Source organism: Stenotrophomonas sp. FR012, assembly GCF_047520565.2.
GTDB lineage: Bacteria > Pseudomonadota > Gammaproteobacteria > Xanthomonadales > Xanthomonadaceae > Stenotrophomonas > Stenotrophomonas sepilia.
Genome location: NZ_JAXBQL020000001.1, coordinates 165,530 through 191,818, shown reverse-complemented (window position 1 = coordinate 191,818; position 26,289 = coordinate 165,530). Strand labels below are relative to the sequence as shown.

At 67.0% G+C, this 26,289-nt stretch carries 23 protein-coding genes; 8 read left to right on the top strand and 15 right to left on the bottom strand.

The window, feature by feature from the left end; genetic code table 11:
• Positions 1-9 precede the first annotated feature (9 nt).
• Positions 10-1,263 (bottom strand): M12 family metallo-peptidase, encoded by a 1,254-nt coding sequence (locus ACM0O9_RS00905; protein WP_197598408.1) that lies wholly within the window; start codon positions 1,261-1,263, stop codon positions 10-12.
• Positions 1,264-1,488: 225 nt separating this feature from the next.
• On the opposite strand from ACM0O9_RS00905, the gene ACM0O9_RS00900 reads away from it, so the two are divergent.
• A complete protein-coding gene (locus ACM0O9_RS00900) occupies positions 1,489-2,946 on the top strand; it encodes a T6SS phospholipase effector Tle1-like catalytic domain-containing protein (protein ID WP_414604115.1) in 1,458 nt (485 codons plus the stop codon).
• Positions 2,947-3,010: 64 nt separating this feature from the next.
• Here ACM0O9_RS00900 and ACM0O9_RS00895 read toward each other — a convergent pair whose 3' ends face one another.
• The 7 genes from ACM0O9_RS00895 to ACM0O9_RS00865 form a co-directional block, all read right to left on the bottom strand.
• Positions 3,011-3,835, bottom strand: a complete 825-nt coding sequence (locus tag ACM0O9_RS00895; protein WP_065179519.1) for a ferritin-like domain-containing protein — start codon at positions 3,833-3,835, stop codon at positions 3,011-3,013.
• A gap of 9 nt (positions 3,836-3,844) precedes the next feature.
• Complete coding sequence (purF, locus tag ACM0O9_RS00890; protein ID WP_065185785.1) at positions 3,845-5,311, bottom strand: amidophosphoribosyltransferase; 1,467 nt, start codon at positions 5,309-5,311, stop codon at positions 3,845-3,847.
• A 30-nt stretch (positions 5,312-5,341) separates the two neighbouring features.
• Positions 5,342-6,121, bottom strand: coding sequence for a CvpA family protein (locus ACM0O9_RS00885; RefSeq protein ID WP_065179521.1), 780 nt, complete (start codon positions 6,119-6,121; stop codon positions 5,342-5,344).
• Positions 6,122-6,167: 46 nt separating this feature from the next.
• On the bottom strand, positions 6,168-7,211 hold the full coding sequence (locus ACM0O9_RS00880) for an SPOR domain-containing protein (protein ID WP_414604114.1): 1,044 nt from the start codon (positions 7,209-7,211) through the stop codon (positions 6,168-6,170).
• Between the two features lie 80 nt (positions 7,212-7,291).
• The gene (gene folC, locus ACM0O9_RS00875) at positions 7,292-8,563 is read right to left on the bottom strand and encodes a bifunctional tetrahydrofolate synthase/dihydrofolate synthase (RefSeq protein ID WP_065179523.1); all 1,272 of its coding nucleotides are present in this window, start codon (positions 8,561-8,563) and stop codon (positions 7,292-7,294) included.
• A 41-nt stretch (positions 8,564-8,604) separates the two neighbouring features.
• A complete protein-coding gene (locus tag ACM0O9_RS00870; RefSeq protein WP_008268389.1) occupies positions 8,605-9,249 on the bottom strand; it encodes a histidine phosphatase family protein in 645 nt (214 codons plus the stop codon).
• Between the two features lie 200 nt (positions 9,250-9,449).
• A complete protein-coding gene (locus ACM0O9_RS00865; RefSeq protein WP_053500141.1) occupies positions 9,450-11,612 on the bottom strand; it encodes a S46 family peptidase in 2,163 nt (720 codons plus the stop codon).
• A gap of 398 nt (positions 11,613-12,010) precedes the next feature.
• Between ACM0O9_RS00865 and tdh the strand changes: the two genes are divergently transcribed.
• The gene (tdh, locus tag ACM0O9_RS00860) at positions 12,011-13,033 is read left to right on the top strand and encodes an L-threonine 3-dehydrogenase (RefSeq protein WP_005415442.1); all 1,023 of its coding nucleotides are present in this window, start codon (positions 12,011-12,013) and stop codon (positions 13,031-13,033) included.
• A 194-nt stretch (positions 13,034-13,227) separates the two neighbouring features.
• Here tdh and ACM0O9_RS00855 read toward each other — a convergent pair whose 3' ends face one another.
• Complete coding sequence (locus ACM0O9_RS00855) at positions 13,228-13,923, bottom strand: TorF family putative porin (RefSeq protein ID WP_111176494.1); 696 nt, start codon at positions 13,921-13,923, stop codon at positions 13,228-13,230.
• Positions 13,924-14,128: 205 nt separating this feature from the next.
• Here ACM0O9_RS00855 and kbl point away from each other — a divergent pair, with 205 nt between their 5' ends.
• On the top strand, positions 14,129-15,337 hold the full coding sequence (kbl, locus tag ACM0O9_RS00850) for a glycine C-acetyltransferase (RefSeq protein ID WP_414604113.1): 1,209 nt from the start codon (positions 14,129-14,131) through the stop codon (positions 15,335-15,337).
• Positions 15,338-15,426: 89 nt separating this feature from the next.
• Here the strand turns inward: kbl and ACM0O9_RS00845 are convergent, their stop codons facing one another.
• The 4 genes from ACM0O9_RS00845 to ACM0O9_RS00830 form a co-directional block, all read right to left on the bottom strand.
• Complete coding sequence (locus ACM0O9_RS00845; protein WP_005415439.1) at positions 15,427-15,762, bottom strand: hypothetical protein; 336 nt, start codon at positions 15,760-15,762, stop codon at positions 15,427-15,429.
• Positions 15,763-15,846: 84 nt separating this feature from the next.
• Positions 15,847-16,653, bottom strand: a complete 807-nt coding sequence (locus ACM0O9_RS00840) for a pseudouridine synthase (RefSeq protein ID WP_065179528.1) — start codon at positions 16,651-16,653, stop codon at positions 15,847-15,849.
• A 20-nt stretch (positions 16,654-16,673) separates the two neighbouring features.
• The gene (locus tag ACM0O9_RS00835) at positions 16,674-17,180 is read right to left on the bottom strand and encodes a hypothetical protein (protein ID WP_005408235.1); all 507 of its coding nucleotides are present in this window, start codon (positions 17,178-17,180) and stop codon (positions 16,674-16,676) included.
• 218 nt (positions 17,181-17,398) lie between these two features.
• Positions 17,399-18,490, bottom strand: a complete 1,092-nt coding sequence (locus tag ACM0O9_RS00830) for an OmpA family protein (protein ID WP_049416163.1) — start codon at positions 18,488-18,490, stop codon at positions 17,399-17,401.
• A 357-nt stretch (positions 18,491-18,847) separates the two neighbouring features.
• Here ACM0O9_RS00830 and ACM0O9_RS00825 point away from each other — a divergent pair, with 357 nt between their 5' ends.
• From ACM0O9_RS00825 to ACM0O9_RS00805, 5 genes are all read left to right on the top strand, one after another.
• Positions 18,848-19,867 (top strand): zinc-binding alcohol dehydrogenase family protein, encoded by a 1,020-nt coding sequence (locus tag ACM0O9_RS00825; protein ID WP_053501218.1) that lies wholly within the window; start codon positions 18,848-18,850, stop codon positions 19,865-19,867.
• Positions 19,868-20,024: 157 nt separating this feature from the next.
• Positions 20,025-20,657 carry a membrane protein YczE gene (gene yczE, locus ACM0O9_RS00820; protein ID WP_005415435.1) on the top strand — a complete coding sequence of 211 codons (633 nt, stop codon included), beginning with the start codon at positions 20,025-20,027 and terminating at the stop codon, positions 20,655-20,657.
• 270 nt (positions 20,658-20,927) lie between these two features.
• A complete protein-coding gene (locus ACM0O9_RS00815) occupies positions 20,928-22,958 on the top strand; it encodes an NADPH-dependent 2,4-dienoyl-CoA reductase (protein WP_005415434.1) in 2,031 nt (676 codons plus the stop codon).
• Positions 22,959-23,255: 297 nt separating this feature from the next.
• Positions 23,256-23,714 carry a cell wall hydrolase gene (locus ACM0O9_RS00810; RefSeq protein WP_004154513.1) on the top strand — a complete coding sequence of 153 codons (459 nt, stop codon included), beginning with the start codon at positions 23,256-23,258 and terminating at the stop codon, positions 23,712-23,714.
• Positions 23,715-23,798: 84 nt separating this feature from the next.
• On the top strand, positions 23,799-24,410 hold the full coding sequence (locus ACM0O9_RS00805; RefSeq protein WP_053501065.1) for a glutathione S-transferase N-terminal domain-containing protein: 612 nt from the start codon (positions 23,799-23,801) through the stop codon (positions 24,408-24,410).
• Positions 24,411-24,503: 93 nt separating this feature from the next.
• Here the strand turns inward: ACM0O9_RS00805 and ACM0O9_RS00800 are convergent, their stop codons facing one another.
• Together ACM0O9_RS00800 and ACM0O9_RS00795 are read right to left on the bottom strand one after the other, a co-directional pair.
• Positions 24,504-25,559: a suppressor of fused domain protein gene (locus tag ACM0O9_RS00800; protein WP_171955819.1), complete on the bottom strand. Its 1,056-nt coding sequence runs from the start codon at positions 25,557-25,559 to the stop codon at positions 24,504-24,506.
• Positions 25,560-25,605: 46 nt separating this feature from the next.
• Positions 25,606-26,109: a hypothetical protein gene (locus ACM0O9_RS00795; protein WP_005415431.1), complete on the bottom strand. Its 504-nt coding sequence runs from the start codon at positions 26,107-26,109 to the stop codon at positions 25,606-25,608.
• Between the last annotated feature and the right edge of the window lie 180 nt (positions 26,110-26,289).

Here is a 26,289-nt window from a genome sequence, read left to right as displayed (position 1 = left end):
CGCTTGGCCTCAGCGGAAGGCCGCGATGGTGGCCTTGGTGTTGACCAGCACGCGCTGGTTGTCAGCGGTACTGGCATTGCCCATCGGGATGCCGTTGTAGCTGATGTTCGGGTTGGACCAGTAGTTCAGGCGCGGGCAGCTGCGGGTGCAGTTATAGGCCATGATCGTGCGCCAGCCGGTGCCGCTGGACGGCTCATAGCGGTAGCCGTGGCCATAGGCGTAGGGTGATGTGCTCGGGTCGGTGGCGATGTCATGCCGCGCGCTCTGCAGGTGGCCGATCTCATGCGCGAATGAGTAGTAGCCGGTCGCGCAATCCCAGTACACCGCCGCAAACGCCGTCGACGCGGTCGAGCCAATCCCCGAGGCCAGGCCGCAGTAGGCACTGTTGTTGATCAGCAGCACGCCGACATCGGCCGCGGTGGTGTTGCGGCTGGTGTGGATGCTGTCCATGTAGCCGTCGCTGGTGCCACGGAAACGCGACAGGTCGGTGGTGAAGTTGCCAGACTCGCTGTAGCTGGTGGTCTCGTAACCGGCCAGTTGCAGCGTCAGGCCGACGTTGCTGTTGCCGTAGCCCTGGTTGGATTCGGCCACCGCCAGCTGCACCAGCGACTGCATGTTGCCGCCATAGGCGGCGACGGCGGCATTGGTCGCCACCACCAGCACACGGATGGTCGCCGGCGTACCGGACGATGCCTGCGCGATGCCGATGCGATCGTTGTTGCCCATCGGGATCTTCGGCAGCTGGTTGTAGTCGGCCGGATGGTCGGCCGGCATCCGCGATTCATCCACTTCCACCAGTACGTGGCGGTTGCCCAAAGGGCGCAGGCGATACAGCTTTCCATCCTTGCGGATCGAGCCGGTGACGGTGTCGCCCGAGCGCACCAGGATCAGCGAATTGCCGGGGTCGTCCTGGCCGTTGGAAGTGGCCGCAGTCAGCTTGTCCGAGGGCGAACGGAACTGGCCGTACCAGATGCTGCCGCCATCGGGCAGTGCTTCGACCTTGCTGCGCAACGCCTGCACCCGCTGGCCGAGCAGTTCGAATTCCAGCTGCGGTTGTGCAGTGGCTGCTGCATCGACACGCACTTCCTGTACCGTCGCCGTGGACGGGGTGGCCAGCAGCTTGCCCAGTGCGGGCTCGCTGTTTGCCGATGCGCGGCTGATGACCGTCACCGGCTCGAACAACGGTGCCGCATGCGCGGCCGCTGCCACCGACAAACCCAACACCAGGCCACCTGCCGCTTTGCCAATCGATCTGGACAACATTGCGTCGCTCCTTGAATGATGTGAACAGCGTTGATGCAGCACGACCCGGTTTGCCGGGTCTGGTCATATGGCCTGCGCGGGTCGTGTGAATTCAATAGGCGAGAGAAGTGAAAATCAGGATTTGTGATCGACCGCATCTGGATTAAGTAAGGTCAAAAGCGTTGCTACACGTCGCGAATACACCGCTTTCGCGCTACCGTGACGCGGCCACGACGGGGAATGCACATGGCACCATCGCAGGACACGGACGAAGATGTCGGCTTGCTGCGGATCGGGCTGTTCTTCGATGGCACCCGCAACAACGCACACAACCTGGCCCGTGGCAGGCCCCAGCTGCCGCAGCCGCGCCCGGCGCAGCTGCGTGCGGATGACGATTCGACCTACCAGAGCCGGTTGACCAGCAGCTACGACAATGGCCTGACCAACATCGCCCGCCTGCAGCAGCTGTACCCGGACAGCCGCAGCGGGACATCGGCGGCCCCCTCGCTGTCGATCTACGTGGAAGGTGTCGGTACCCGCGATGACGCCGACGACGACCTGATCGGACTGGCGTTCGGCATTGGCGCCAGCGGTGTGCGCGCCAAAGTGCAGCGTGCGCTGCAGGTGCTGCTGCCGGCGGCACTGGGTGCACTCGCTGCACGCTGGCAGCGACCACTGCGTGGCGTGCAGCTGGATCTGTTCGGCTTTTCACGGGGTGCGGCCGCCGCGCGCGATGTGGCCAACCAGTTGCAGGCCTGGGATCGCACCCGCTGGCGGCAGCTGTTGCAGGCCGCTGGCCTGTCCTGCACAACGGACTTCGCCCCGGCCGATCCGCCGCTGCGCTTCATCGGCCTGTTCGACACGGTGGTTGCGGTCAGCGGTGGCCGCACCGACGAACAACCTCACCTCGCGCTGCATGCAGGCGTTGCCAGGCAGGTGCTGCAACTGAGCGCGCGTGACGAGCATCGCCAGCACTATCCATTGACCAGCGTGGCGCCAGCGTTCACCGAGATCGCACTGCCCGGCGTGCACGCCAACATCGGCGGCGGCTACAACCAGCTCGAAGAAGGGCCCAAGCTGCTCAGTCGCCCGCGCCGGCAGCTGCTGCGCCGCCCGAGCGTGGCCGAGTACCAGACGCCACCGCTGGCGATCCTGCAGGCGACCACGGCCTACGCCGAGGCACAGGCCGATGCCGAGCGCTGGCGGCAGCAGCTGGGCCTGGACGAAAAGGAAGTCTGGGTGGATGTCTGGCACCAGTGGCAGCAACAGCGTCGCGCCGGCAGCCGCAGCGTAGTGCTGTCACCGGTGCTGTACGTGACGGCGGCCGTGGTGTTGCGCCGGCGCATCGACTGGCGCTACCAGCTGATCGCGCTTCAGGTGATGCAGCAGCATGCCATTGATGCCGGCGTGCGATGGACGGCCAATGCCAACGCAGTCCCCGGCTGGGAGCTGCCGTCCGCCCTGCAACCCATCGCACGACGACTGGTGGCCGGACAGCCACTGACGCAAACCCAGGAGGCGCTGTTGCGGCGGCGTTACCTGATGCAGTCGGCGCACTGGAACTTCGACGCGCTGGGCGACACCGCACTGACCTACGCCGCCGATGCCGGCGTCAGCGAGCTGCCGTACCGGCCGGGCCCCGGCCTGTTCTACATCAACCGGCCAACGGTGGATGGCAAGCGCGTGGTACTGCCGAACGCATGAAAAAGGGGACGGAGGGATCAAGTCGTTTTGGCACAAACGACTTGATCCCTCCGTCCCCTTTTCTTCAACCGGCCTGCTCGACCAGGTTGGCGAGTTCGTCCGCATCGAATCCGGCCAGCAGGCGCGCTTCCATGTTGAACGGCCCGTGCAGGTAGCCGCCGGCGTACTCCACCAGCAGCTCCTTGAAACGCGTGCGCGGCTCGGCACCGGCGCGGTCGCAGTACCAGCGATACCAGCGCGAACCGGCGGCAACATGCGCCACTTCCTCACGCAGGATCACCTCCAGCACATCGGCGGTTTCGCCATCGCCGACATTGCGCAGCTTCTCGATCATGCCCGGGGTGACGTCCAGGCCACGCGCTTCCAGCACGCGCGGCACCAGCGCCATGCGCGCCAGGCCGTCATGCGCGGTCTTTTCGCACATTTCCCACAGACCGTTGTGTGCGGGGAAATCCGCATAGTCGTGGCCATGCACCTGCAGGCGCTCGCGCAGCAGCATGAAATGCCGCGATTCGTCATCGGCACAGCTGACCCAATCAGCATGGAACGCCGACGGCAGGCCCCGGAACCGGTACACCGCGTCCCAGGCCAGGTCGATCGCGTTGAGCTCGATATGGGCGATGGCGTGGATGAAGGCAGCCCGCCCTTCCACGCCGCCCAGTCCACGCCGTGGCACCTCGCGCGGATGCACCAGCACCAGTCGTCCCGGACGACCCGGCATGCAGATCGGATCCGGCGGCGGCGCATCTGCGGCCACCTTCAGGCGACCGGCACGGAACGCGGCCGCATACGCCTGGGTCAATGCGACCTTGCGCAGCGGATCGGCTTCAGCCAGGCACTGCTGCGCAGCGCGCAGCAGGTCGCCACCAACGTCGGGCACATCCACCACGCCTGATCCTCAGGCGCGGCGCTTGTGCTTGGCATCGTCCGAACGCAACTGCTGGATGCGCTCGAAGTAGCCCGGCTCGATACCGGTCGGGTAGTGGCCGTTGAAGCAGGACGAATCGAAGCTGCGCAGCGCCGGGTTGCCTTCGCTCACCGCCGCTTCCATGTCTTCCAGGTCCTGGTAGATCAGCCAGTCGCAGCCCAGGTGGGCCTCGATCTCTTCCACCGTGCGGTTGTGCGCGACCAGCTCTTCGGCCGCCGGCATGTCGATGCCGTAGATGTTCGGGTAGCGCACCGGCGGCGCGGCGCTGGCCAGGTAGACCTTGCGCGCGCCGGCATCACGGGCCATCTGCACGATCTGCTGGCTGGTGGTGCCACGCACGATCGAATCGTCCACCAGCAGCACCACGCGGTTGCGGAACTCCAGGTGGATCGGGTTGAGCTTGCGGCGCACCGACTTCACGCGTTCCCCCTGCCCCGGCATGATGAAGGTGCGGCCGATGTAGCGGTTCTTGATGAAGCCTTCGCGGTACTTCACCCCGAGCACATTGGAGATCTCCAGCGCGGCATCGCGCGAGGTATCCGGGATCGGGATGATGGTGTCGATGTCGTGGTCCGGGCGCAGGCGCAGGATCTTCTCGCCCAGCTTGATGCCCATGCGCATGCGTGCCTTGTGCACCGAGACGTTGTCGATCATCGAATCCGGTCGCGCGAAGTACACGTATTCGAAGATGCACGGGGTGTGCTCGGCCGGCTCGGCGCAGATTTCCGAGAACAGCTCGCCGCGCGCGGTGATCACCAGCGCTTCGCCCGGCTGCACGTCACGCACGCGCTGGAAACCCAGCACGTCCAGCGCGGCCGACTCGGACGCCACGATGTACTCCTCGCCTTCTGCGTGGCTGCGCTTGCCCAGCACCAGCGGGCGGATGCCATGCGGGTCGCGGAAGGCCACCAGGCCCAGGCCCAGCACCACGCTGACCACTGCATAGCCGCCCTTGCAGCGGCGATGCACGCCGGCCACCGCGCGGATCGCGGCTTCCGGGCTGAGCTGGCGCTGCTGCTCCAGTTCGTAGGCAAACACGTTCAACAGCACTTCGCTGTCCGAATCGGTGTTGACGTTGCGCCGGTCCTGTTCGAACACCTGCTGGCGCAGCGCCTCGGTGTTGATCAGGTTGCCGTTGTGGGCCAGCGCGATGCCGTACGGTGAATTCACGTAGAACGGCTGTGCCTCGTCCATGCCTTCCGAACCTGCCGTCGGATAGCGCACGTGCGCGATGCCGACGCTGCCTTCCAGCGTGGACATGGTGCGAGCGTCGAACACATCGCGGACCAGGCCGGTGGCCTTCTGCACCCGCAGGCGGCTGCCATTGGCGGTGGCGATACCTGCCGCGTCCTGGCCGCGGTGCTGGAGAACGGTCAAGCCGTCATACAACTGCCCGGCGACGTTCTGGTTGCCGACGATTCCGACGATGCCACACATGGTGCGAGGTCTCCGCTGGGCTGTGCCCAGTTACAAGGAAGGTGGCCGTACCTGGCCGCGGTGATCGCCGCGCCTGCGGTCGACATTGGCCGGATCGTCCGGCTCGATACTGTCCGGCAGTGCTGGGGCGTCCGGGCGCACTTCGGCCGGATCGTATGCATCGCCCTGTTCCGCTTTCGCAGGCCGCAGCCATCCGCTGCCTGCCACTACCTGGTTGAGGATGCCATTATCGCCTGCCGCGCCCGGCTTTCCCAACCCGGCGCCTGCGTTCTTCCCCAATTCCATCAATGCAGATGGGGACAGCATGTCGGTCGGCAAGGCCTTGGGCAGCATATCGGCGCCCGGTACCTGCCAGCGCGGCAGCTTCCCGTTCATCCAGGTCACGGCCGGATTCAGCACCGGGCGAACCGCCGAGCGCTTCCAGGAGGGCTCGGCAGCCAGCGGGGTGAAGCCGGCCAGCAGCACCAGGATCGCCGCGATCAGGCCACCACGCACGGCACCCAGTACACCGCCCAGCAACCGGTCCAGGCTGGTCAGCATGCTGCGGTGGATCATCGCCTTGATGACCATGCCGATCACCGCGACCACGATCATCACGCCAATGCCCACGCCCAGGTAGCCGCCGACGAAATGTTCGCCGCCAGGTGCGGCGGGCGCCGCCCACCAGCGCGCGGCATCGCTGCCGAAGGCGAAGGCCGCCCACGCGGCCAGCAGCCACGACAACGTGCCGATGACGATTCCCACGAAGCCACGCAGCATCCCGAGCAGGGTCGAGGCGGCGATCACGATCAGCAGCACCACGTCGATCATGGCGCCCCGCTCCTTCGGCGGCGCTGGCAACGGGCCTGCGCGTCGGTCATGGGTGCGGTCGGACCATGCCGGCGACGCCAACCTTGGCGGCGACCTGCGCCTTCAGCTGCTCGGCGTCAGCCCGGTTGGCCACCGGTCCGACACGGACGCGATGCAGGGTGCCCTTTTCGGTACGCACCTGCTCGACGAAGGCGCTGAAGCCGGCAGCACGGGCCTTGTCACGCAGCGCATTGGCATCGCTGGCCTGACCGAACGCGCCCAGCTGCACGGCGAAGCCGACGCCGCTGGCCGCCGGTGCAGCCGGCGTGGTCGGTGCCGTCGCCGGCTTGCTGGCGGTGGCCTCCGGCTTCGGCTCGGGCTTCGGGGTTTCGGGCTTCGGCGCCGGCTTCGGCGGCTCGGGCTTGGCCGCCGGAGTGGCCGTCGCAGTCGGCGTACTCGGCGGCAGGCTTTCGCTGCGCACCGGGTTGCTGCTGGCGGACGGCGAGGTGGCTGCGGACGGGGAACTGGCGCTTGGCGTAGCCGGTGCCGGGGTAGCTGCCACCGGGGCGCTGCTGCCCGTTGCGGCATCCAGGGTGATCACTTCGGCCTTCACATCGGCGCGGATCTTCACCGCCTGCAGCCGGGCCGCCTCGGCCTGTGCACGGTCGGCATACGGCCCCACGCGCACACGCCATGCCTGACGGCCGTTGATGGTAGTCGCTTCTGCGAAGCCCGGCAGCTGCGAGCGCTGCAGGTAGGCGATCACGGCATCGGCGTCGGCCTTGCTGCCGTAGGCGCCAAAAGTGACGGCGTAGTTGCCGGCGGCAACCGCCGGGGACGTGTCCACGGTCGGCGGCGTGGCCGGCGTGGCGGCCTCCTGCAGCGGCTTGGCCTGCCCGGTCTGCAGGCCGGTAGCCCCACCGGCCGGGGCCACCAGCGGCAGTTCACGGGTTTCGAACTGGCCATCGGCCGGTGCATCCGGCGCGGCGATCGGCACCGAGGTCACGCCGCTGTCCGGTGCAGGCCCCTTGACCAGCATCGGCAGGAAAATCACGGCCAGTGCAACCAGCACGATGGCACCAATCAGACGCTGTTTCAGAGGCGTATCCACGTGAGGCGGCAACTGTCCGGAGGTTGCGGTCGATTATACGGGTGCCGGACCGGACGGCGTCGGGATTGGCTGAACGTGGCTCAGGCGCTGCCCTGCAACCACTGCAACGCGGCGGCAGCGGTATGGAAGGAGCCAAACACCAGTACGCGGTCACCGCGCTCGGCCCGGGCCAGTACCTGCGCCAGCGCCTGTTCGACCGAAGCGGCCAGCTGCGCGCTGCCAGCAGCGGTCTCGGCCAGGCGCGCCTGCAACTGGGCGGCACTCTGGCCGCGCGGGCCGTCCAGGCCGGCAAGGGTCCACTCGGCAACCACGCCCTGCAATGCCTGCACCACGCCCGCCGCGTCCTTGTCCTGCAATGCGGCATACACCGCCAAGGTGCGCCCGGCCGACGCCTCGGCCTTCAGCGCGCGCGCCAGCTGGCCCGCCGCCTGCGGGTTGTGCCCGACGTCGACGCGGATCTGCACACCGCAACGCTCGAACGCCTGCAGGCGGCCCGGAATGCGCGCCGCCGCGATACCGGCGGCCCACGCCGCGCGCGGCACCGGCTTGTCCAGCGCGCGCAGCGCGGCGATGGCCGCACCGGCATTGGCCAGCTGGATCGGGCCGGCCAGCGCCGGGGTCGGCAATTCCATGCGCAGGCCGACATCGCGCCAGCGCCAGCGCTGGGCGTCGATCGGCTCGTAGAAGTAATCGCTGCCGCCGCGGATCGCGTTGGCACCGACCAGGTAGGCACGCGCGAGCACGCTCGAGGGCGGGTCGGTCTCGCCCAGGATCACCGGCTTCCAGCCGCGGATGATGCCGGCCTTCTCGGTGCCGATCGCCTCGCGGTCCTCGCCCAGCCACTCGGCGTGGTCAATGTCCACGGTGGTGATCACCGCCACATCGGCATCGACGATGTTGACCGCATCCAGGCGGCCGCCCAGGCCCACTTCCAGCACCGCCAGGTCCAGCCCGGCGTCGGCGAACAGCTGCAGCGCAGCCAGCGTGCCGTACTCGAAATAGGTCAGCGTGGTCTCGCCACGCGCGGCCTCGACCGCACTGAACGCAGCGACCAGCGCGGCATCGTCCACGTCCTGGCCGTCGATGCGCACGCGCTCGTTGTAGCGCAGCAGGTGTGGCGAGGTGTACGCGCCCACCTTCCAGCCGGCGGCACGTGCAATGGCTTCGATGAAGGCCACGGTGGAGCCCTTGCCGTTGGTGCCACCGACCACGATGGTGCGCTTGGCCGGCGCCCCCAGGCCCATCGCCGTGGCCACGGCGCGCACGCGCTCCAGGCCCATGTCGATGCTCGCCGGGTGCTGGCGTTCAATGTAGTCCAGCCAGTCGGCCAGGGTGGTCGGGGTGTTCGTCACGGCAGCGGTTCCAGCAGAAGCAGTTGGTGCGAGGGGATCGATCAGAGTGCGCGGTGCTTGGCTTCGCCGAAGAACGGCGTGTGGTGGGCGCAGTCGTTCAGGCGCACCACTTCCAGGCTGTCAAGGTCGGCGCCTTCGAGCAGGTTGAGCGTGGTCGGTGCCTGGCGGAAGGTCCACAGGCGGGAGATCGGCAGGCCCAGCACCTTGCACAGGATCACGCGGTTCACCGCGTCATGGGCGACCACCAGCAGGGTGTCGTGCTCGCCGAGGCCCTCGGTGGCGCGGGCCAGGCCGCGCCAGCTGCGCTCCAGCACCAGGCGCAGCGATTCGCCGCCGGGCATCAGCACGGTATCCGGCTCCTCGCGCCAGGCCTGCAGGCGCGACGGATCCTTCTCGTGGATCTCGCTGGCCAGCAGCCCTTCCCATTCGCCGTGGGCGATTTCCTGCAGTTCCGGCTCGGTCAGCAGCATGTCGGCACGGGCGGCGCCAAGCGCCAGCTGCGCGGTGCGCTGCGCGCGCGACAGCGGCGAGGCGACGGCACGGGTGATGTCGACCGAGGCCAGGCGGGCACCCAGTGCCTGGGCCTGGGCTTCGCCGATCGGCGACAGCGGGATGTCGATCTGGCCCTGATAGCGGCCTTCGGCGTTCCACGGCGTTTCACCGTGGCGGGCAAGCAGGATGCGCATGCGTGCAAGGGGTCCTGGGGGGAGGAGGTTCCCGCGTTTCGTTCACATCCTGTGAAGTGCGCGGAACACGGATGATACCTGTTCGGCGCGCCGGGTCGGGGCGGGCATGAAAAAACCCCGCGACGTGGGTCGCGGGGTTTCTGAATTCCCGGCCATCGGGTCGGGTTTGCCGGCCAGCGGCCGGCACTACCGCAACCGGTTTATTTCGCCAGGTTCAGTTCCTTCAGCAGCTGCGGCGCCGGCGCCACTTCCTGCATGATCCACTGCATGTAGCGGCTGTCGACGGCGATCATGCGGGTCATCACCGGGTCGAACACCCAGTTGGAGCTGACCGATTCCCAGTTGCCATCGAATGCCAGGCCGACCAGCTTGCCGTTGGCGTCCAGCACCGGCGAACCCGAGTTGCCGCCGGTGATGTCCAGGTTGGACAGGAAGTTCACCGGCACCGAGCCGATGCGCTTGTCTTCCAGGCCGCCATAACGCTTGGCCTTGACCGCATCGAGCAGCGCCTTCGGCGAATCGAACGGATCTTCACCGGTTTCCTTCGCCGCCACGCCTTCCAGGGTGGTGAACGGGGTGTACTTCACGCCGTCCTTGCCGTAGCCCATGACGTTGCCGAAGGTGATGCGCAGCGACAGGTTGGCGTCCGGGTAGACGAACTCGCCCTGGCTCTTCTTGTAGTCGGCCACGGCCTGCAGGTACAGCGGACGTGCGGTCAGCGATTCACCTTCGCGGATCTTCTTCTGCTCTTCCTGCTTCAGCAGTGCCGGCATGACAGCCACGGCGTACTGGATGGCCGGATCGCTGCTGGCTTCGAATGCGGCACGGTCGGCCTTGAACCACTTCAGGCGTGCGTCCAGGCTGCCGAGCTCGGTGCCCGACAGCTTGCCCACCAGCGCCTTGACTGCGTTGGCATCGCTACCGGCCAGCCACTTGTTCAGCACTTCATTGTCGCGCTGCGCGGCCGGCAGGGCCACGTACTGCTCCAGCCAGTAGGCCTGCAGCTGCTGGTCCATCTTCGCCACATAGCGGCGGTCCATCTGCTTGAGGCCACCTTCGATGGTGGTCAGGTCGCGTTCCTGGTAACCGGCTTCGCGCTCGGCATCCGGCTTGCTGCGCTCGATCGACAGGCGGTACAGGGTGATTGCCGCACCAACGGCCGAGGTGTTGTTGAACTGCCCGACGAACAGGTCGCGCTCGCGGGTCGCCTTGCTGGTATCCAGGTGCTTGACCAGCTGCGCGTGCGCCGCCAGGGCCGGCTTGCCGGCGGCACCCTGCTTCTTCAGCCAGGCCAGCACGGCAGCTTCTTCAGCCTGCTTCTGGCCGGCGGCGTCGATGCGCTTGAAGCCTTCCAGCTGGCCCAGGTAGTTCTTGGCCACGTTGTTCATGCTGGCGGCGGTGGCTGCGTACTTCACCTTGACGTCGGCGTCGGCCTTGCCGGCGTCGGCGATCATCTTCAGCACGGCGTTGTAGTGCTTGGCGATGGTCGGGTAGGTGAAGCTGGCGGTTTCGTTGAACTCACCGGCCAGCGCGTAGCGGTTGGTGCGGCCCGGGTAGCCGGCCACCATCACGAAGTCGTCGGCGCCCAGCGGCTGGTCGGCGAACTTCAGGAAGTGCTTGGGCTGGTACGGCACGTTATCGGCGGCGAAGGCGGCCGGCTTGCCGTCCTTGCCGACGTAGGCGCGGTAGAACGAGAAATCGCCGGTGTGGCGCGGCCACATCCAGTTGTCGACGTCGCCGCCGAACTTGCCGACGCTGCCCGGGGGCGCGTAGACCAGGCGCACGTCCTTGATTTCCATGTTGCGGAACAGGCGATAGGTGTTGCCGCCGGAGAAGCTGTACAGGCGGCAGCGGAAGCCGGCATCGGCTTCACAGGCGGCAACCTGGGCCTTGTCGAAGGCGTCCAGCGCGCGACTGCGGGCCAGCGGGTCGTTGCCGGCGGCGGCGATGGCGGCCTTGGCCTGGGCGGTGACGTCGGTGATCTGGTCGAGCACGAACACGCGGGCGTTCGGGCCGGCGCTCAGTTCGTCCTTCAGGGTCGGCGCGTTGAAGCCGTCCTTGATCAGGTTCTTCTGCGCGGTCGAATTCAGCTGGATGGCGCCATACGCGCAGTGGTGGTTGGTGACCACCAGGCCCTGCGGCGAGACGAAGCTGGCGGTGCAGCCCCCCAGCGCAACCACCGCACCCATCGGGTCACCGGTCAGGTCGGCCAGCTGCTCCGGGGACAGCTTCAGGCCGGCCTTCTGCAGCGGCCCGGCGATTTCCGGCAGCTGCTGCGGCACCCACATGCCTTCTGCGGCGTGGGCGACCTGGACCAGCCCAAGGCTGGCGACGATGGAGAATGCAAGCAGGTTCGAGCGCATGGAGCGGCCCCTGGTAGTGGAACCCTCGATTGTAGCCCGCTGCCCTGCCCCGGCCCGAACCCCGGAAGTCATGGGCCTGCTTCTTGCTCTGCCATGCGCACGTCGGCCGCGCACATGGAATCGTCCAGAGGGGCGTGGTCACCCTGGCCGGGACCGTTGGCGCCATGGATGGCGCCATCGAGCACCATGGATGGGCTTTTGCGTGTCCCGGCCAGGGTGACCACGCCCCCTCCCCCGGAATCAAGGAGGCGCTGCTGTTTGCAGCACGTTCGAAACGCCCGCCGGCGCACGCCTTTCGTTCCGCCACTGCACCCGCAGCGCAACATGGGAAATCCGCGCGGCACCCTATAATCCGCGCTTTCCCCCTGATGAGTTCCACCCCGATGGCGCAGCAAACGATGAAGGCCCTGGTCAAGCGCGAAGCAGCCAAGGGCATCTGGATGGAAGAGGTTCCGGTGCCGACTCCGGGCCCCAACCAGGTGTTGATCAAGCTCGAGAAGACCGCGATCTGCGGTACCGACCTGCACATCTACCTGTGGGACGAGTGGAGCCAGCGCACGATCAAGCCGGGCCTGACCATCGGCCATGAATTTGTCGGCCGCATTGCCGAAATCGGCCCGGGCGTGACCGGCTACGAGATCGGCCAGCGCGTCTCGGCCGAAGGCCACATCGTCTGCGGCCACTGCCGTAACTGCCGCGGCGGCCGCCCGCACCTGTGCCCGAACACCGTCGGCATCGGCGTCAACGTCAATGGTGCCTTTGCCGAATACATGGTGATGCCGGCCAGCAACCTGTGGCCGATCCCGGACCAGATCCCGTCGGAGCTGGCCGCGTTCTTCGACCCGTACGGCAACGCAGCGCACTGCGCACTGGAATTCGACGTGATCGGTGAGGACGTGCTGATCACCGGCGCGGGCCCGATCGGCATCATCGCTGCCGGCATCTGCAAGCACATCGGTGCGCGCAACGTGGTGGTGACCGACGTCAACGACTTCCGCCTGAAGCTGGCCGCCGACATGGGCGCCACCCGGGTGGTCAACGTCGCCAACCAGTCGCTGAAGGACGTGATGAAGGAACTGCACATGGAGGGCTTCGACGTGGGCCTGGAAATGAGCGGCAACCCGCGTGCGTTCAACGACATGCTCGACTGCATGTACCACGGCGGCAAGATCGCCATGCTCGGCATCATGCCCAAGGGCGCCGGCTGCGACTGGGACAAGATCATCTTCAAGGGCCTGACCGTGCAGGGCATCTACGGCCGCAAGATGTACGAGACCTGGTACAAGATGACCCAGCTGGTGCTGTCCGGCTTCCCGCTCGGCAAGGTGATGACCCACCAGCTGCCGATCGACGACTTCCAGAAGGGTTTCGACCTGATGGAAGAAGGCAAGGCCGGCAAGGTCGTGCTCAGCTGGAACTGATTCACCGTGCCCTCGGCACGTTGAATCAGTCCGCGCATGTTTCCTTATCCCCGCGCCATTGGCGCGCCCCCTTGAACAACAAGGGGGCTCTCCCCCGGATGGGATCAAGAACACTGCGGAATTGAAAAAGGCGCCCGATGGGCGCCTTTTTCGTAAAGCATGCCAGGCAAGCCTGGCACCTACCGAAGCAAGGGTTACTTGCCGACGGCCACGGTCAGCAGCACGCGGCTGTGTGCCAGCTTGCCCGAGTTGTCACGGCCATTGCCGTCGGTACCGTAGTAGCCCAGGCCGACGTTGAACAGGCCGAACTGGCGGCTGACGCCGACGTTCCAGTCGGTGTAGTCCTTGGCCAGGCCCTTCTCGAAGCTGCTGCGGCCGACATTGGCGTTGAGGGTGAAGTCACGCGGCAGGCCCCACTGGCCGCCGACACCGTAGTACCAACCGTCGGTGCCGCTGTTCCACTGGTCATTGGTGTAGGCCACCGTCAGCTTGTAGGTCTCATCCAGCGTGGTGGTGGTCACCAGCTCGTTGTAGTTCTGGTTGCTGGCACCGATGTAGGTATAGCGGTTCAGCAGCACATCGAAGTTGACGCGCGGGGTGACGTCCACGCCGTAACCGATCTGGTAGTCGACCTCGGTGTTCGGGTCGCCCGGACCAAAGTCCACGCCCGACCCCCAGACACCGGCATACAGGCCTACCGGCGAGGTGTAGGTGAAACCGGCCTGCAGGGTCGGCTTTTCGTCGGTCTGCGAGACACCACGGAACAGGTAGTCCGACACGGCGGTGACGTTCCAGCTGTACGGCGATTCGTTTTCCTGGGCACTGGCGGCGAACGGGGCAGCCAGGGTCAAGGCAGCGGCAATGGCGAGGCAGGCACGGGCGTGCTTCATGAGCGTCTCCGGTGGGGGCGGTGGCGTGGAAGGCCGAGGGCGGGCGTATCGGCCGGAACGGGACAGCTCCGGTTCACGAATTTTTAACCACTTTGCTATTGCGATGCAACATGTGCCGGCCGTGGCGATGCCCCGCCCGGGCCGGTCGGCAAGCGGCGATGCCCGTTAGAATCAGCGGTTTCCCGTTCAGAGCCGTGCCCACGCCATGACCGACGCCTCCTCCGCCCTGACCCGCCACTACGCCGAGGAACTGGACGCCATCCGCGCCCAGGGCCTGTTCAAGTCCGAGCGGATCATCACCAGCCCGCAGTCTGCGGAGATCACCCTCGACGACGGCCGCAAGGTGCTGAATTTCTGTGCCAACAACTACCTGGGACTGGCCGACCATCCGGACCTGATCCAGGCCGCCAAGGACGCACTCGATACCCACGGCTTCGGCATGGCCTCGGTGCGCTTCATCTGCGGCACGCAGGACCTGCACAAGCAGCTGGAAAAGCAGATCGCCGACTTCTTCGGCAAGCAGGACACCATCCTGTACGCGGCCTGCTTCGACGCCAACGGCGGCCTGTTCGAGCCGCTGCTTGGCGAGAACGACGCGATCATTTCCGATGCACTGAACCATGCTTCGATCATCGACGGCGTGCGCCTGTGCAAGGCCAAGCGCTTCCGCTACGCCAACTGTGACATGGCCGATCTGGAAGCCCAGCTGCAGGCCGCCGATGCCGCCGGCTGCAAGACCAAGCTGATCACCACCGACGGCGTTTTCTCGATGGATGGCTTCATCGCGCCGCTGAACGAGATCACCGCGCTGGCAAAGAAGTACAACGCCCTGGTGCACATCGACGAATGCCACGCCACCGGCTTCCTTGGCGCCACCGGCCGCGGCTCGGCCGAAGTGAAGGGGGTGCTGGAGAAGATCGACATCATCACCGGCACTCTGGGCAAGGCCATGGGCGGCGCACTGGGCGGCTTCACCTGCGCCAGCGCCGAGGTGATCGAACTGCTGCGCCAGCGCTCGCGCCCGTACCTGTTCTCCAACTCGCTGCCGCCGCACGTGGTGGCCGCCGGCATCAAGGCGTTCGAAATGCTGGCTGCCGCTGACGACCTGCGCAGCACCCTGGCCGAGAACACCGCCTACTTCCGCGAGAAGATGACCGCCGCCGGTTTCGACGTGAAGCCGGGCGTGCATCCGATCAGCCCGGTGATGCTGTATGACGCACCGTTGGCGCAGAAGTTCGCCGAGCGCCTGCTGGAAGAAGGCATCTACGCGATCGGCTTCTTCTTCCCGGTGGTGCCCAAGGGCCAGGCCCGCATCCGTACCCAGATCAGCGCCGCGCACAGCCGCGAGCACCTGGACCGGGCGATTGATGCGTTCACCCGCATCGGTGTCGAACTGGGCGTGGTCAAGGGCTGATCACGGCCGGGGTCGGATCCCTTTCCGCAGGAAAGGGTTCTGACCCCGCACGGTCAAAGCGTGCCGACCGAGGTCGGCACCCACTGGCGTCACTTCTTTTTCTTCTTGCCCTTCGGCTCTTCCTTGCTGGCCACCACTACCGGCTTGGCGGCAGCGTCCTGGCCATTGCCCTTGGCAACGCGGATGCCGTTGGCCTTCATCCAGGCATCGAACTCATCGGCGGTCATCTTCTTGTCACCGTTACTCATCAGGAAGCGGTAACTGCCGCGACCATCCAGCTCCGGGGTCTTCACTTCCACCACCGGGGTCTCGGCAGGCGTTTCCGCCTTGGCCACCTTCTTGTGGCCGCCGCAGGCGGCCAGCAGCACCATCGGCAGCAGCAGGCCTGCACAGCGCAGGGTTTGATTGAGGGTCGGGTGGTACATGGCAGGCTCCGTTCGGGAATGTCGACAGCCAGGCGCCCCCTACGCCTGGAACGGCGGCCGGCAACTGCCGGCCACGGGCGATGATCAGCCCGGTGCAGCGGCCCCCAGCCGCTGCTGGTCGCTGACCTGCAGAACCCGCCACTGGCCCTTGCCGAGATCGCCGAGCACCAGCCCACCGATCGCGACCCGGACCAGGCGCAGCACCTGCAGGTCGAAGGCCGCCAACAGGCGGCGGATATGGCGGTTGCGGCCCTCGTCGAGGACCACCTCCAGCCATGCGGTCTTGTCGCCACTGCGCAGTACGCGCACGGCACGGGCGGCGAGGAGCTCGCCCGCGTCTTCGACACCGGCGCGCAGCGCGGCCAGGGTGTCCTCATCGGGCAGACGATCCACCTGCACGTGATAGGTTTTCTGCGGGCCGGTCTCCGGATCGGTCAGGTGCGCCGCCCACTGCGGATCATTGCTGAACAACAGCAAGCCTTCGCTGGCCTTGTCCAGGCGCCCGACCGGCGCGATCCACGGCAGGCCGGCACCATCGAAGCAGCGATACACGGTGTCGCGACCACGCTCGTCCTGCGCCGTGGTGACCACCCCGCGCGGCTTGTTGAGCATCAGGTACAGGCGCTGCGGCGCCCCCATCGGCTGGCCGTCGACCTCGATCGGCGGGGGCGGACTGGCAATCGGGAACTCGGGATCACGAACGATGCGGCCGGACACGCGTACGCGGCCCTCGGCAATCCAGCGCGCGGCCTCGCTGCGCGAGCACACACCCGCCTTGGACAGCACGCGCGCCAGGCCATGGCGCACGCCACTGGAGACATTCGGAGTCGCACGCCCACGCGGTGCGCGGGAGCGGGAGGCGGGGGCGGCAGGTGGGCGGCGCGTGCGCAAGCCTCTGCTCCCCGCGGCGCTTACTTCTTGTCGACCGGCTTGGTCTCAGCCGGTGCTTCGGCCGGGGCCGGAGTGGCGGCCGGAGCCGGACGCGCCTTGACCACGCGAACGCCGCGCGCCTTCATCCAGGCGTCGAACTCTTCGGCGGTCATGCGCTTGCCGTTCTGGCTCATGTCGAAGCGCCAGGGCGTGTTGTCGAATTCGGTCTGCGGCTTGTAGGCCGCCGGATCGTTCGGCTTCACCGCCGGTGCGCTCGGAATGGCCTTGGCGATGTTCTGGCAGCCGTCGATGCGCAGGCGCTGCAGCACCTGGTCCAGCGACTGCGACGGATCGTAGTTGCTGCTCAGCACACCGGCCGGCATGCCCAGCTGGTTGCCACGGATGTACAGCTCGTCGGCCACTGGCGCGATGGTCGTGGCCGGCAACGGCAGCGGCGAGGCGCTGGTGTTGACCGAGCAATCGACCGCAGCGTGGGCGGCGGGAACCAGGGCCAGCGCCAGGACGGCGGCCGATGCAGAGCGCAGCATGAGGGGCATCCACGGAAGGAAGTGACGCGGCGAGTTTAGCAATGCCGCGTCAGCTTTCAAGCACCACTTTCAATGAATACGACAACTTATTGGTTTTACGGACAAAAGACCGACGAACGGTTGCCTTGCCGCGTCACAGGCGAGCGTCCTGCCCGCAGAAACAACAAGACCCGGCCGAAGCCGGGTCCTGCTGTGTCCTACGGGCAGAGCGTCAGAACTTAGTTCTGGACGTTCAGCTCGGTACGACGGTTCTTGGCGCGACCTTCCGGGTTGTCCGAACCATCCGGGTTGGTGTTCGGAGCAATCGGACGGCTCTCGCCGTAGCCGATCGGGCCGACCAGGCGACCGGCGTCAACGCCGTTCTTGGTCAGGTAGTTGTACACGGCGGTAGCACGACGCTCCGACAGCTTCTGGTTGTAAGCGTCGGTACCCTTCGAGTCGGTGTGACCGGCAACTTCAACGCGCAGATCCGGGTAACGCTTCAGGATCTCGGTGGCTTCGCTCAGGATCGCCACGGCGTCCGGACGCAGGTTCGACTTGTCGAAGTCGAAGTTGACGCCCTTCAGGTCGATGGAGACCGGAACCGGGCAACCGTCCGGACCGATGGTCTGACCCGGCTGCGAGTTCGGGCACTTGTCGTCGCAGTTGTTGACGCCGTCACCGTCGTCGTCCAGGTCGGCGCAGCTCGGGGCAACCGGAGCCGGAGCCGGAGCAGCCGCGACCGGAGCCGGGCCCAGCGGGATCACGACGCCGACCGAAGCCAGCACGTCGCCGAACCAGCTTTCGTCACGTGCGGCGATGCTCTGGTCGTCGAAGTCAGCGCGGTAGGCCACTTCGGCGCGGACAGCAACACGCTTCTCGAAGGTGGTCTGCAGGCCGACGCCCAGCTTGGCAGCAACATTGCCGTCCTTACGCTGGCGCGGGCCGTTGTTGTCGAGCGCAGCGTACTCTTCTTCCGACTTCTGGTAGCCCAGGCCACCGACGATGTACGGGTTCCAGCCGCGGCCTTCCTTGATGAAGTGGCGACGCAGGTCCAGCGAGACGCCGTACTGCGACCAGTTCAGGTCCTGGTTGCTGTCGAAGTTCGGGTTCTGGTAGTTCAGCTCACCGTCCAGCGACCAGTTCGGGCTGATGAACTTACCCAGGCCCAGGGTCACGAACGGAGCGTCATTGGTCAGACGGTCGCTGTCCTGGAAGTTGAAGCCGGCCGAACCGGTCAGGTACCAGCGGTCATCGAACTCCTGCGCAGAAGCTGCCTGGGCGAAAGCCAGGCCGCCCAGCAGCGCGGCAGTAAGGATCTTCTTGTTCATTGAGTACAGCTCCTATTTCGGGGGTATGAAACCGGTAGAGGCATGGGCCAGCACTAGTGCGTCGATGTTCGACAGCCGATTCAGCACGCCACCGCCGCGAACATTATGCTCAGGCGGGTGAAGGCCATGTTAACAGTCCCGTAACATGTGAAGTGTTGCGCCCGACCGTCCACCGGTCCGACGTTGAAACCCTATACAGGATGATGAAAATCCGCAAGACCCACACGCTGCAAGGGTTTGACGGGGTTTAGGCGCGGGAAGCGACATATTGCGCAACGTGCTGCATCACACGGTTCAGCGCGTCTGAGGAAACGTGAGGAACCTTATGATGGGATCACGAACCCAGCCGGAGCCGTGATGAAAGCCGTCGCCCTGAGTCGTGAATACGCGCCCGCCCTGCGTGATGTTCTGCTGCCACCGCCGCTGCCTCCTCGCGGCCGCGATCTGCTGGTGCGGATCGAAGCGGTTTCGGTCAACCCCGTCGATGGCAAGCAGCGGGCCGCCACCGATCCAGCCACCCTTGAGGTTCCCCGGGTGCTCGGCTGGGACGCAGCCGGCGTGGTCGAAGCCATCGGTGACGAGGCCAGCCTGTTCGCCTCCGGTGACGAGGTCTACTTCGCCGGTGACGTGACCCGACCGGGCTGCAACGCCCAGTACCAGTGGGTTGATGAGCGCCTGGTCGCGCGCAAGCCGACCACGCTCGATTTCGCTGAAGCGGCCGCGCTGCCGCTGACCACTCTCACAGCCTGGGAACTGCTGTTCCAGCGCATGCCGCTGCAGCTCGATGGCCGCCGTCACGTGGGCCAGCACCTGCTGGTGATCGGCGGCGCCGGCGGCGTCGGCTCGATGGCGATCCAGCTGGCGCGCCATGCCGGTTTCGAGGTGATCGCCACCGCCTCACGCGAGGCCTCGATCGACTGGTGCCGACAGATGGGGGCCGCGCATGTGATCGACCATCGGCAGCCACTGCAGCCCCAGTTGCAGGCGCTGGGCATCGATGCGGTGCAGGTCGCGCTCAATCTGGCCGACACCGACCACTACTGGGATGAACTAGGCCAGCTGCTGGCACCGCAGGGCCACGTCGGCCTGATCGTCGAGCCGCGGGGTGCACTGCGCATCGGCGATCCCTACAAGGCCAAATGCATCGGCATCCACTGGGAATTCATGTTCGCGCGTTCGCGCTTCGCCACCGCCGACTGCATCGAACAGCACCGCATCCTCAGCCGTGCGGCCAGCATGATCGATGCCGGCCAGCTGCGCGGTACGCTCAATGAGACGCTGGGCACGATCAATGCGGCCAACCTGGACATCGCGCATCAGCGCCTGGCCAGCGGGCGCACGGTGGGCAAGCTGGCGCTGGTCGGCTGGGACGACTGACGCCGCGGTGCGGAGCCGATCAGGGGCTCGGCTCTACACCACAGCCTCTACGCGGGATCGACGCTACCTGTAGCGGCGGATTGGCCGGCATCTGTATCTATGGATGACGCAGAAACGGCGATACGGTGGAAACAGATCCCCGCCCCCCCGGACCGCCATGCCCACCGCCCTGCCCTTGCGCCTGCTGCAATTGATCACCGGCCTGTTCCTGTACGGCTTCGGCGCCTCGCTGATGATCCGCGCCGCCATCGGCGTGGCACCCTGGGATGTTCTGTCGCAGGGCATCGCCGCGCAGACGCCGCTGTCATTCGGCCTGGCAACCAATGCCATCGGTGCATTGGTGCTCCTGCTGTGGTGGCCCCTGCGGCAGAAGCCGGGCCTCGGCACCGTGCTCAACGTGATGCTGATCGGCCCCTCCGCACAGTTCGGGCTGTGGCTGCTGCCGCCGGCCGTCGGCCTTGGCTGGCAGGTGGCGATGTTCTGTGCCGGCATGCTGCTGGTGGCGCTGGCCACCGGCCTGTACATCGGTGCCCGCCTTGGCCCGGGGCCACGCGATGGCCTGATGACCGGTCTGCATGCCCGTACCGGCTGGCCGATCTGGAAGGTGCGCAGCCTGATCGAAGGCAGCGTACTGCTGCTGGGCTGGTGCCTGGGCGGCAATGTCGGCCTCGGCACCCTCGCCTTCGCCCTGCTGATCGGGCCGCTGTGCGGAGTGACGCTGGGCTGGTTCGGGATCGGTCGGCCTGCTCCGGTAGTGCCGGCCGCTGGCCGGCAACCGCAATCGCCCTGAGTTGACCGGAATGCCGGCCAGCGGCCGGCACTACCGCCCCCGGAGTTCGGGGGCAGCGCCGCAGGCGCGGGGGGTTGGAGGCCGGTGAGTGGGGCCCGCGATTCGCGCAGCGAAACGCGGGAGCGACAGCACGCATGTGCCGAGCGCACCCGGCCAGCGGCCGGCACTACCAAACCGTCAGACAGCGGCCAGCCCTCCCAAAGAAGCGGCCCTTGCCCCGGCCGCCGTTTCGCGGCACGCTTCGCGCTTCCGTACGCAAGCGTATCGACCATGTCGCCAGCCAACGAAAGCGCCTATCCCCACCTGTTCGCCCCGCTGGATCTGGGCTTCACCCAGCTGCGCAACCGCGTCCTGATGGGTTCGATGCACACCGGCCTGGAAGATCGCGCCCGCGACTTCCCACGGCTGGCGGCCTACTTCGCCGAGCGCGCCGAGGGCGGCGTCGGCCTGATCGTCACCGGCGGCTTCGCGCCCAATGTGGTCGGTTGGCTGAAGCCATTCGGTGGCAAGCTGTCCTGGCCCTGGGAAGTGCGGCCGCACCGCCAGCTCACCGCCGCCGCGCACCAGCACGGCGCGAAGATCTGCCTGCAGTTGCTGCATGCCGGCCGCTATGCCTACCACCCGTTGTCGGTGGCACCGTCGAAGCTGAAGGCACCGATCAACCCGTTCACCCCGCGCGCATTGTCGGCCAGCGGCGTAGAGCGCCATATCGCCGACTACGCTCGCAGCGCGAAGCTGGCCCGCGAGGCCGGCTACGACGGCGTGGAAGTGATGGGCTCGGAGGGCTACCTCATCAACGAGTTCATCGCCCCGCGCACCAACAAGCGCGCCGATGCCTGGGGCGGCGACGCGCGCCAGCGCATGCGCTTCGCGGTCGAGATCGTGCGCCGCATACGCGAGGCCTGTGGCCCGGACTTCATCATCATCTACCGCCTGTCACTGGTGGATCTGGTCGACGACGGCAGCGACTGGGACGAGATCGTTCAACAGGCGCAGGCGATCGAGGCGGCTGGCGCAACGATCATCAATTCCGGCATCGGCTGGCACGAAGCGCGCATTCCGACCATCGCCACCTCGGTGCCGCGCGCGGCCTTTGCCGGCGTCACCGCCAAGCTCAAGCCGCATGTGAAGGTACCGCTGGTGGCGACCAACCGCATCAACATGCCCGACGTTGCCGAACGCATCCTGGCCGGTGGCGGCGCCGACATGGTGTCGCTGGCACGCCCGCTGCTGGCCGACCCGCAGTGGCCGAACAAGGCCCGTGCCGGCCGCGCGGAGGCGATCAACACCTGCATCGCCTGCAACCAGGCCTGCCTGGACCACGTGTTCGAGAACAAGCTGGCCAGCTGCCTGGTCAATCCGCGCGCCGCCCACGAGACCGAGCTGGTCTATCGTCCCACTGCTACGCCGAAGACGGTTGCGGTGGTCGGCGCCGGCCCCGCCGGCCTGGCCTGCGCCACTGTCGCTGCCCAGCGTGGCCACCAGGTCACCCTGTTCGATGCCAATGATGAGATCGGCGGCCAGTTCAACGTGGCCAAGCGCATCCCCGGCAAGGAAGAGTTCCACGAGACCCTGCGCTACTTCCGCCACGCGCTGCAGGAGACCGGCGTACAGCTGCGCCTGGGCACCCGCGTCGACGCTTCCCAACTGGCTGGCTTCGACGAGGTGGTGCTGGCCACCGGCATCACCCCGCGCAAGGTCGATTTCCCCGGTGCCGATCACGCCAAGGTGGTGAGCTACCTGGACGTGCTGCTGGGACGGGTCGAAGTGGGCGCCAATGCGGCGATCATCGGCGCCGGCGGCATCGGCTTCGATGTCGGCGAATTCCTCAGCCACGCCGGTGAATCCCCCTCGCTGGATCCGCAGCGCTGGATGGCCGAATGGGGCGTGGACCCCAGCTTCGAGGCACGCGGCTCGCTGGGTCGGCCCGAGGTCGAGCCGTCACCGCGACGCTTGTGGCTGCTGCAGCGCAGCCCGGGCAAGCCGGGCGCGCGGCTGGGCAAGACCACCGGCTGGATCCATCGCGCCACGCTGAAGGCCAAGGGCGTGCGCATGCTCGGTGGCGTCGAGTACCTAGGGGTGGACGACGAGGGCCTGCGCATCCGCGTGGACGGCAGCGAACAGCTGCTGCCGGTCGACCATGTGGTGATCTGCGCCGGGCAGGAACCGAACCGCACGCTGCAGGCCGAACTGCAGGCGGCCGGCATCAACGCGCAGCTGATCGGCGGTGCCGACGTGGCCGCCGAACTCGATGCGAAACGCGCCATCGACCAGGGCAGCCGGGTCGCCGCCGCGCTCTGATGAGCGCCTGAATGGGGGACGGAATGTGATTTCCGTCACCCCGGTTGAACCTGAATGTCAAGCCGAGCGGTTCACGATGCGTTCGGCTATGCCCCCCTACCTTGCGCCATCTTTCCGCTCACCAGCCAGTTTCCGGTGAGCCGGCGCAGTCCCCACGATCGGTACTGATCGTTTCTTTTGGGGCTGCCCACGGGGCGGCCCCGATGGCCGCCTCCCCATGACGCCAAGTCGTCCCCCACCTCCTGTCGCCCCGCGGCCGGAACCGGAGGGTGCGGCCCATACGGAGCAAGGAGTTATATGAAACTGGCCTGGATTCTCTGGCTGTCGCAGTTGTTGCCTCAGCCGGCCGCTGATTCACTGTGTTTGAGCACCACCGTCTACCTGGAAGCCCGCGACCAGACCCTGCGCGGCCAGCAGGCTGTTGCCGAGGTCGCCCTGCGCCGTCTCGACAGTGGCCTGTGGGGCGACTCGATGTGCCAGGTGGTCACCGCGCGCAAGCAGTTCGCACCGACCATCGTCTCCCCCGGCACCCAGCTGGGCAATGACGCGGCGTGGAGCGAAGCGATGAACGTGGCCTTCGACGCCGAGCGCAACTGGGCGCTGCCGGCCGGCGAACGCCGCGAGATCGTGCCCGGTGCCAGCCACTTCGCCGCGCTGTCCATCGCCAGCCCGAACTGGCGCAACGCCTACCAGGTGGCGACCATCGGCGATCACACCTTCTACAAGGTGCAGAACCTCAAGCCACGGCAATCGTAACGATCCGTGCTGGCGGCAGCGTTGCCGGCCGCCGCCGGGCTCTGGGATAGTGGGCGTTTCCCGCCCGCATCACCTGGAGTTCCCATGAAGCTGTACAGCAAGCCCGGTGCCTGTTCCACCGCCGACCACATCGCCCTGCAGTGGACCGGCCAGCCGTTCGAGGTTGAACTGCTGAACAAGGACACCCTGAAGGGTCCGGAATTCCTGAAGATCAATCCGGCCGGTGCCGTTCCCGCACTGGTCGACGGCGACTTCGTGCTGCTGCAGAACGCCGCGATCATGGGCTACATCGCCGACAGCTTCCCGCAGGCCGGCCTCGCCGGTGATGGCAGCCCGCGCCAGCGCGCCGAAGCCACCCGCTGGCTGGCCTTCGTCAATTCCGACGTGCACCCGGCCTTCTCGCCGCTGTTCGCGCCGGGCAAGTTCATCGCCGACGAGAGCCAGTACGACGCGATCCGCGCCGCCGCGCACAAGCGCCTGCGTGGCCTGTTCGAGACCGCTGACAAGCAGCTGGCCGACAAGCCCTGGCTGGCCGGCTTCCGCAGCTTCGCCGACCCGTACTTCTACATCACCCTGCGCTGGGCCGCCGGTACCAAGGTTGATCTGTCCGGCCTGGACAACCTGGCCGCCTACAAGGCACGCATGGACGCCGATGCCGGCGTGCAGGCCGCGCTGAAGGCCGAAGGCCTGGCCTGACCTTGGTCAGGGGTCAGATCCGTTCGCGTGGCGAACGGATCTGACCCCATCGGCTACCAGGCGGCTCCGCCCCACTCGATTTCATTGGCGCGATCAGCCGATCTGGCGGATCACTTCCCCCTTGGCATCGCGCAGGTAGGTCGGCACCACCTCGATACGCAACCTTCCTGCCAGCGGGTAGACCCCGCGCTCGGCGTGCACCCCTGCCAGGGCCTGCAGGCCCGCCTCGTCCAGTGACCAGCGCGCGCTGTCGGCGGATACGTCCGCCACTTCACCGCCCCCGTCGGCGATGAACTCCCACTGCCGCTCGCGGCTGACCAGTTCCAGCGATCTGCCGTGGCGCAGGCGCAGCGGCAGCAGTTCGCACACGCTCGCCACCTGGCCGGCGCCAAGCACCAGCGTGATCATGCCCGCCTCCTGGCGCCAGTCCAGTGTCTCGATGAACAACATGCCGGTGCTGGAGCCTTCGCGCTCGCTGCCGGCCCGCACCTCTGCCGCCAGCGCAGGGTCCTCCAGCAGGTTGCCGCGGTGCAGGTCGCTGATCCACAGCGGCATTGCCGGCTGCAGCGCCTGCAGCACGCCGCGCGTAGACCAGCGCTTGACTGCCTCCATTTCCTCATCGGTCAATCCGACCAGCTGCAGGAACTGCAGGTGGCCATTGGCGGTGTCGCGTGCCGGCAACTGCGGGTCGGCAATGAAGGCCAGGTGGCACAACCGCGTGTCGGTCTCCAGTGCGATCGGGCCGTTGGCATTCAGATGGTGGCCATCCTCGAACACGTTGCCGCTGCCGAACACATAGCGCGCCAGGTTCTGCAGCAGGTTCATCGGCCACACCGGCGGCGTGCTGTCGGCGTTCTCAGCGGCTTCGGCAGCGAGACGGAACGTCAGCTCGAAACCATAGCCGCTGGCGGCAGCATCACTGCTCTCCTTGGCATACAGCTCGGAGAAACCGTAGGTGATGTAGTGCCAATGCGGAACCGGCGCATCCGCCCAGTACACGCTGATGCCATCCAGCGGATCCTGGCCGCCGAGCGTGTAGGGAAGCGCGGTGCCGTAGTGTCGCGGCTCCTGCCCGGCATACAGCGGCGAAAGCGCCGCATTGATCGCGTCCCAGCCGGGGGTGTCGGTGTCATCGTGGTCGTCCTGCACGCGGAACTCCTTGTGGGGAAGTGAACCGATCACTTTACGCGGTGGCTCAGGCCTGCACGACCTCTTTGCCAGCGTTTACTACGGCGGACTGGGTTTCCTGCCACCAGCGCTGGGCCAGCGCCGGGCTGCGCGCCTTGCCCACCGCCGCCAGCAGTTCCGGGCAAAGGCGTTCCAACGCCAGCGCATCGGTGCAGCGTTCGATCTTCAACTGCATGAAGTAGCCCTTCAGCCCCAGATGGCGCCGCACCGCCTCGCTCATCGCGTCGTACAACTGCTGGTACAGCGCCGGGTCCTGTTCGCGGCCGGTGCTGATGCCACGCGCCGGAGCGGCCTCTACGCTCCCGCCGATCACCTCGATCAGTCCCTGTGCGGCCAGCTGCTCCAGTGCATCCGGAGGTGCGCGCAGGCCATCGAACAAGCCGCGCAGCTCGGTGTCATCGCGATGGCCATCGACCATCAGCAGGATTGAACGCAGTGCCGCCGGCAGGCGCCGGCCACGGTCTTCGATTTCCTGACGGCCAGCAGCCGTCTTGGCGTGCAGCAATGCCATTGCATCCCCCTCCCTTGATGCGCCATGCCGGCGCACCCTCACGGGCACGCCCCCCTGTGTGCCACCCCTGGGCGGCGCGCGCATTCCCCGGCGCGCACCGCGTGTTGCAGGTCGATGACAGGGCGAGCGTAGCGCAAGTGCAGCGGGTAGTGCCGGCCGCTGGCCGGCAACCTCGGGATT

Bases quoted from the DNA above. Each gene is read 5' to 3' on its own strand.
- ACM0O9_RS00865 (WP_053500141.1), bottom strand. From the start codon at position 11,612: ATGCGCTCGAACCTGCTTGCATTCTCCATCGTCGCCAGCCTTGGGCTG.
- ACM0O9_RS00795 (WP_005415431.1), bottom strand. From the start codon at position 26,109: ATGGCATTGCTGCACGCCAAGACGGCTGCTGGCCGTCAGGAAATCGAA.
- yczE (WP_005415435.1), top strand. From the start codon at position 20,025: ATGCCCACCGCCCTGCCCTTGCGCCTGCTGCAATTGATCACCGGCCTG.
- ACM0O9_RS00845 (WP_005415439.1), bottom strand. From the start codon at position 15,762: ATGTACCACCCGACCCTCAATCAAACCCTGCGCTGTGCAGGCCTGCTG.
- ACM0O9_RS00900 (WP_414604115.1), top strand. From the start codon at position 1,489: ATGGCACCATCGCAGGACACGGACGAAGATGTCGGCTTGCTGCGGATC.
- ACM0O9_RS00810 (WP_004154513.1), top strand. From the start codon at position 23,256: ATGAAACTGGCCTGGATTCTCTGGCTGTCGCAGTTGTTGCCTCAGCCG.
- ACM0O9_RS00825 (WP_053501218.1), top strand. From the start codon at position 18,848: ATGAAAGCCGTCGCCCTGAGTCGTGAATACGCGCCCGCCCTGCGTGAT.
- kbl (WP_414604113.1), top strand. From the start codon at position 14,129: ATGACCGACGCCTCCTCCGCCCTGACCCGCCACTACGCCGAGGAACTG.
- ACM0O9_RS00830 (WP_049416163.1), bottom strand. From the start codon at position 18,490: ATGAACAAGAAGATCCTTACTGCCGCGCTGCTGGGCGGCCTGGCTTTC.
- ACM0O9_RS00855 (WP_111176494.1), bottom strand. From the start codon at position 13,923: ATGAAGCACGCCCGTGCCTGCCTCGCCATTGCCGCTGCCTTGACCCTG.
- ACM0O9_RS00805 (WP_053501065.1), top strand. From the start codon at position 23,799: ATGAAGCTGTACAGCAAGCCCGGTGCCTGTTCCACCGCCGACCACATC.
- tdh (WP_005415442.1), top strand. From the start codon at position 12,011: ATGAAGGCCCTGGTCAAGCGCGAAGCAGCCAAGGGCATCTGGATGGAA.
- purF (WP_065185785.1), bottom strand. From the start codon at position 5,311: ATGTGTGGCATCGTCGGAATCGTCGGCAACCAGAACGTCGCCGGGCAG.
- ACM0O9_RS00905 (WP_197598408.1), bottom strand. From the start codon at position 1,263: ATGTTGTCCAGATCGATTGGCAAAGCGGCAGGTGGCCTGGTGTTGGGT.
- ACM0O9_RS00870 (WP_008268389.1), bottom strand. From the start codon at position 9,249: ATGCGCATCCTGCTTGCCCGCCACGGTGAAACGCCGTGGAACGCCGAA.
- ACM0O9_RS00885 (WP_065179521.1), bottom strand. From the start codon at position 6,121: ATGATCGACGTGGTGCTGCTGATCGTGATCGCCGCCTCGACCCTGCTC.
- ACM0O9_RS00815 (WP_005415434.1), top strand. From the start codon at position 20,928: ATGTCGCCAGCCAACGAAAGCGCCTATCCCCACCTGTTCGCCCCGCTG.
- ACM0O9_RS00835 (WP_005408235.1), bottom strand. From the start codon at position 17,180: ATGCTGCGCTCTGCATCGGCCGCCGTCCTGGCGCTGGCCCTGGTTCCC.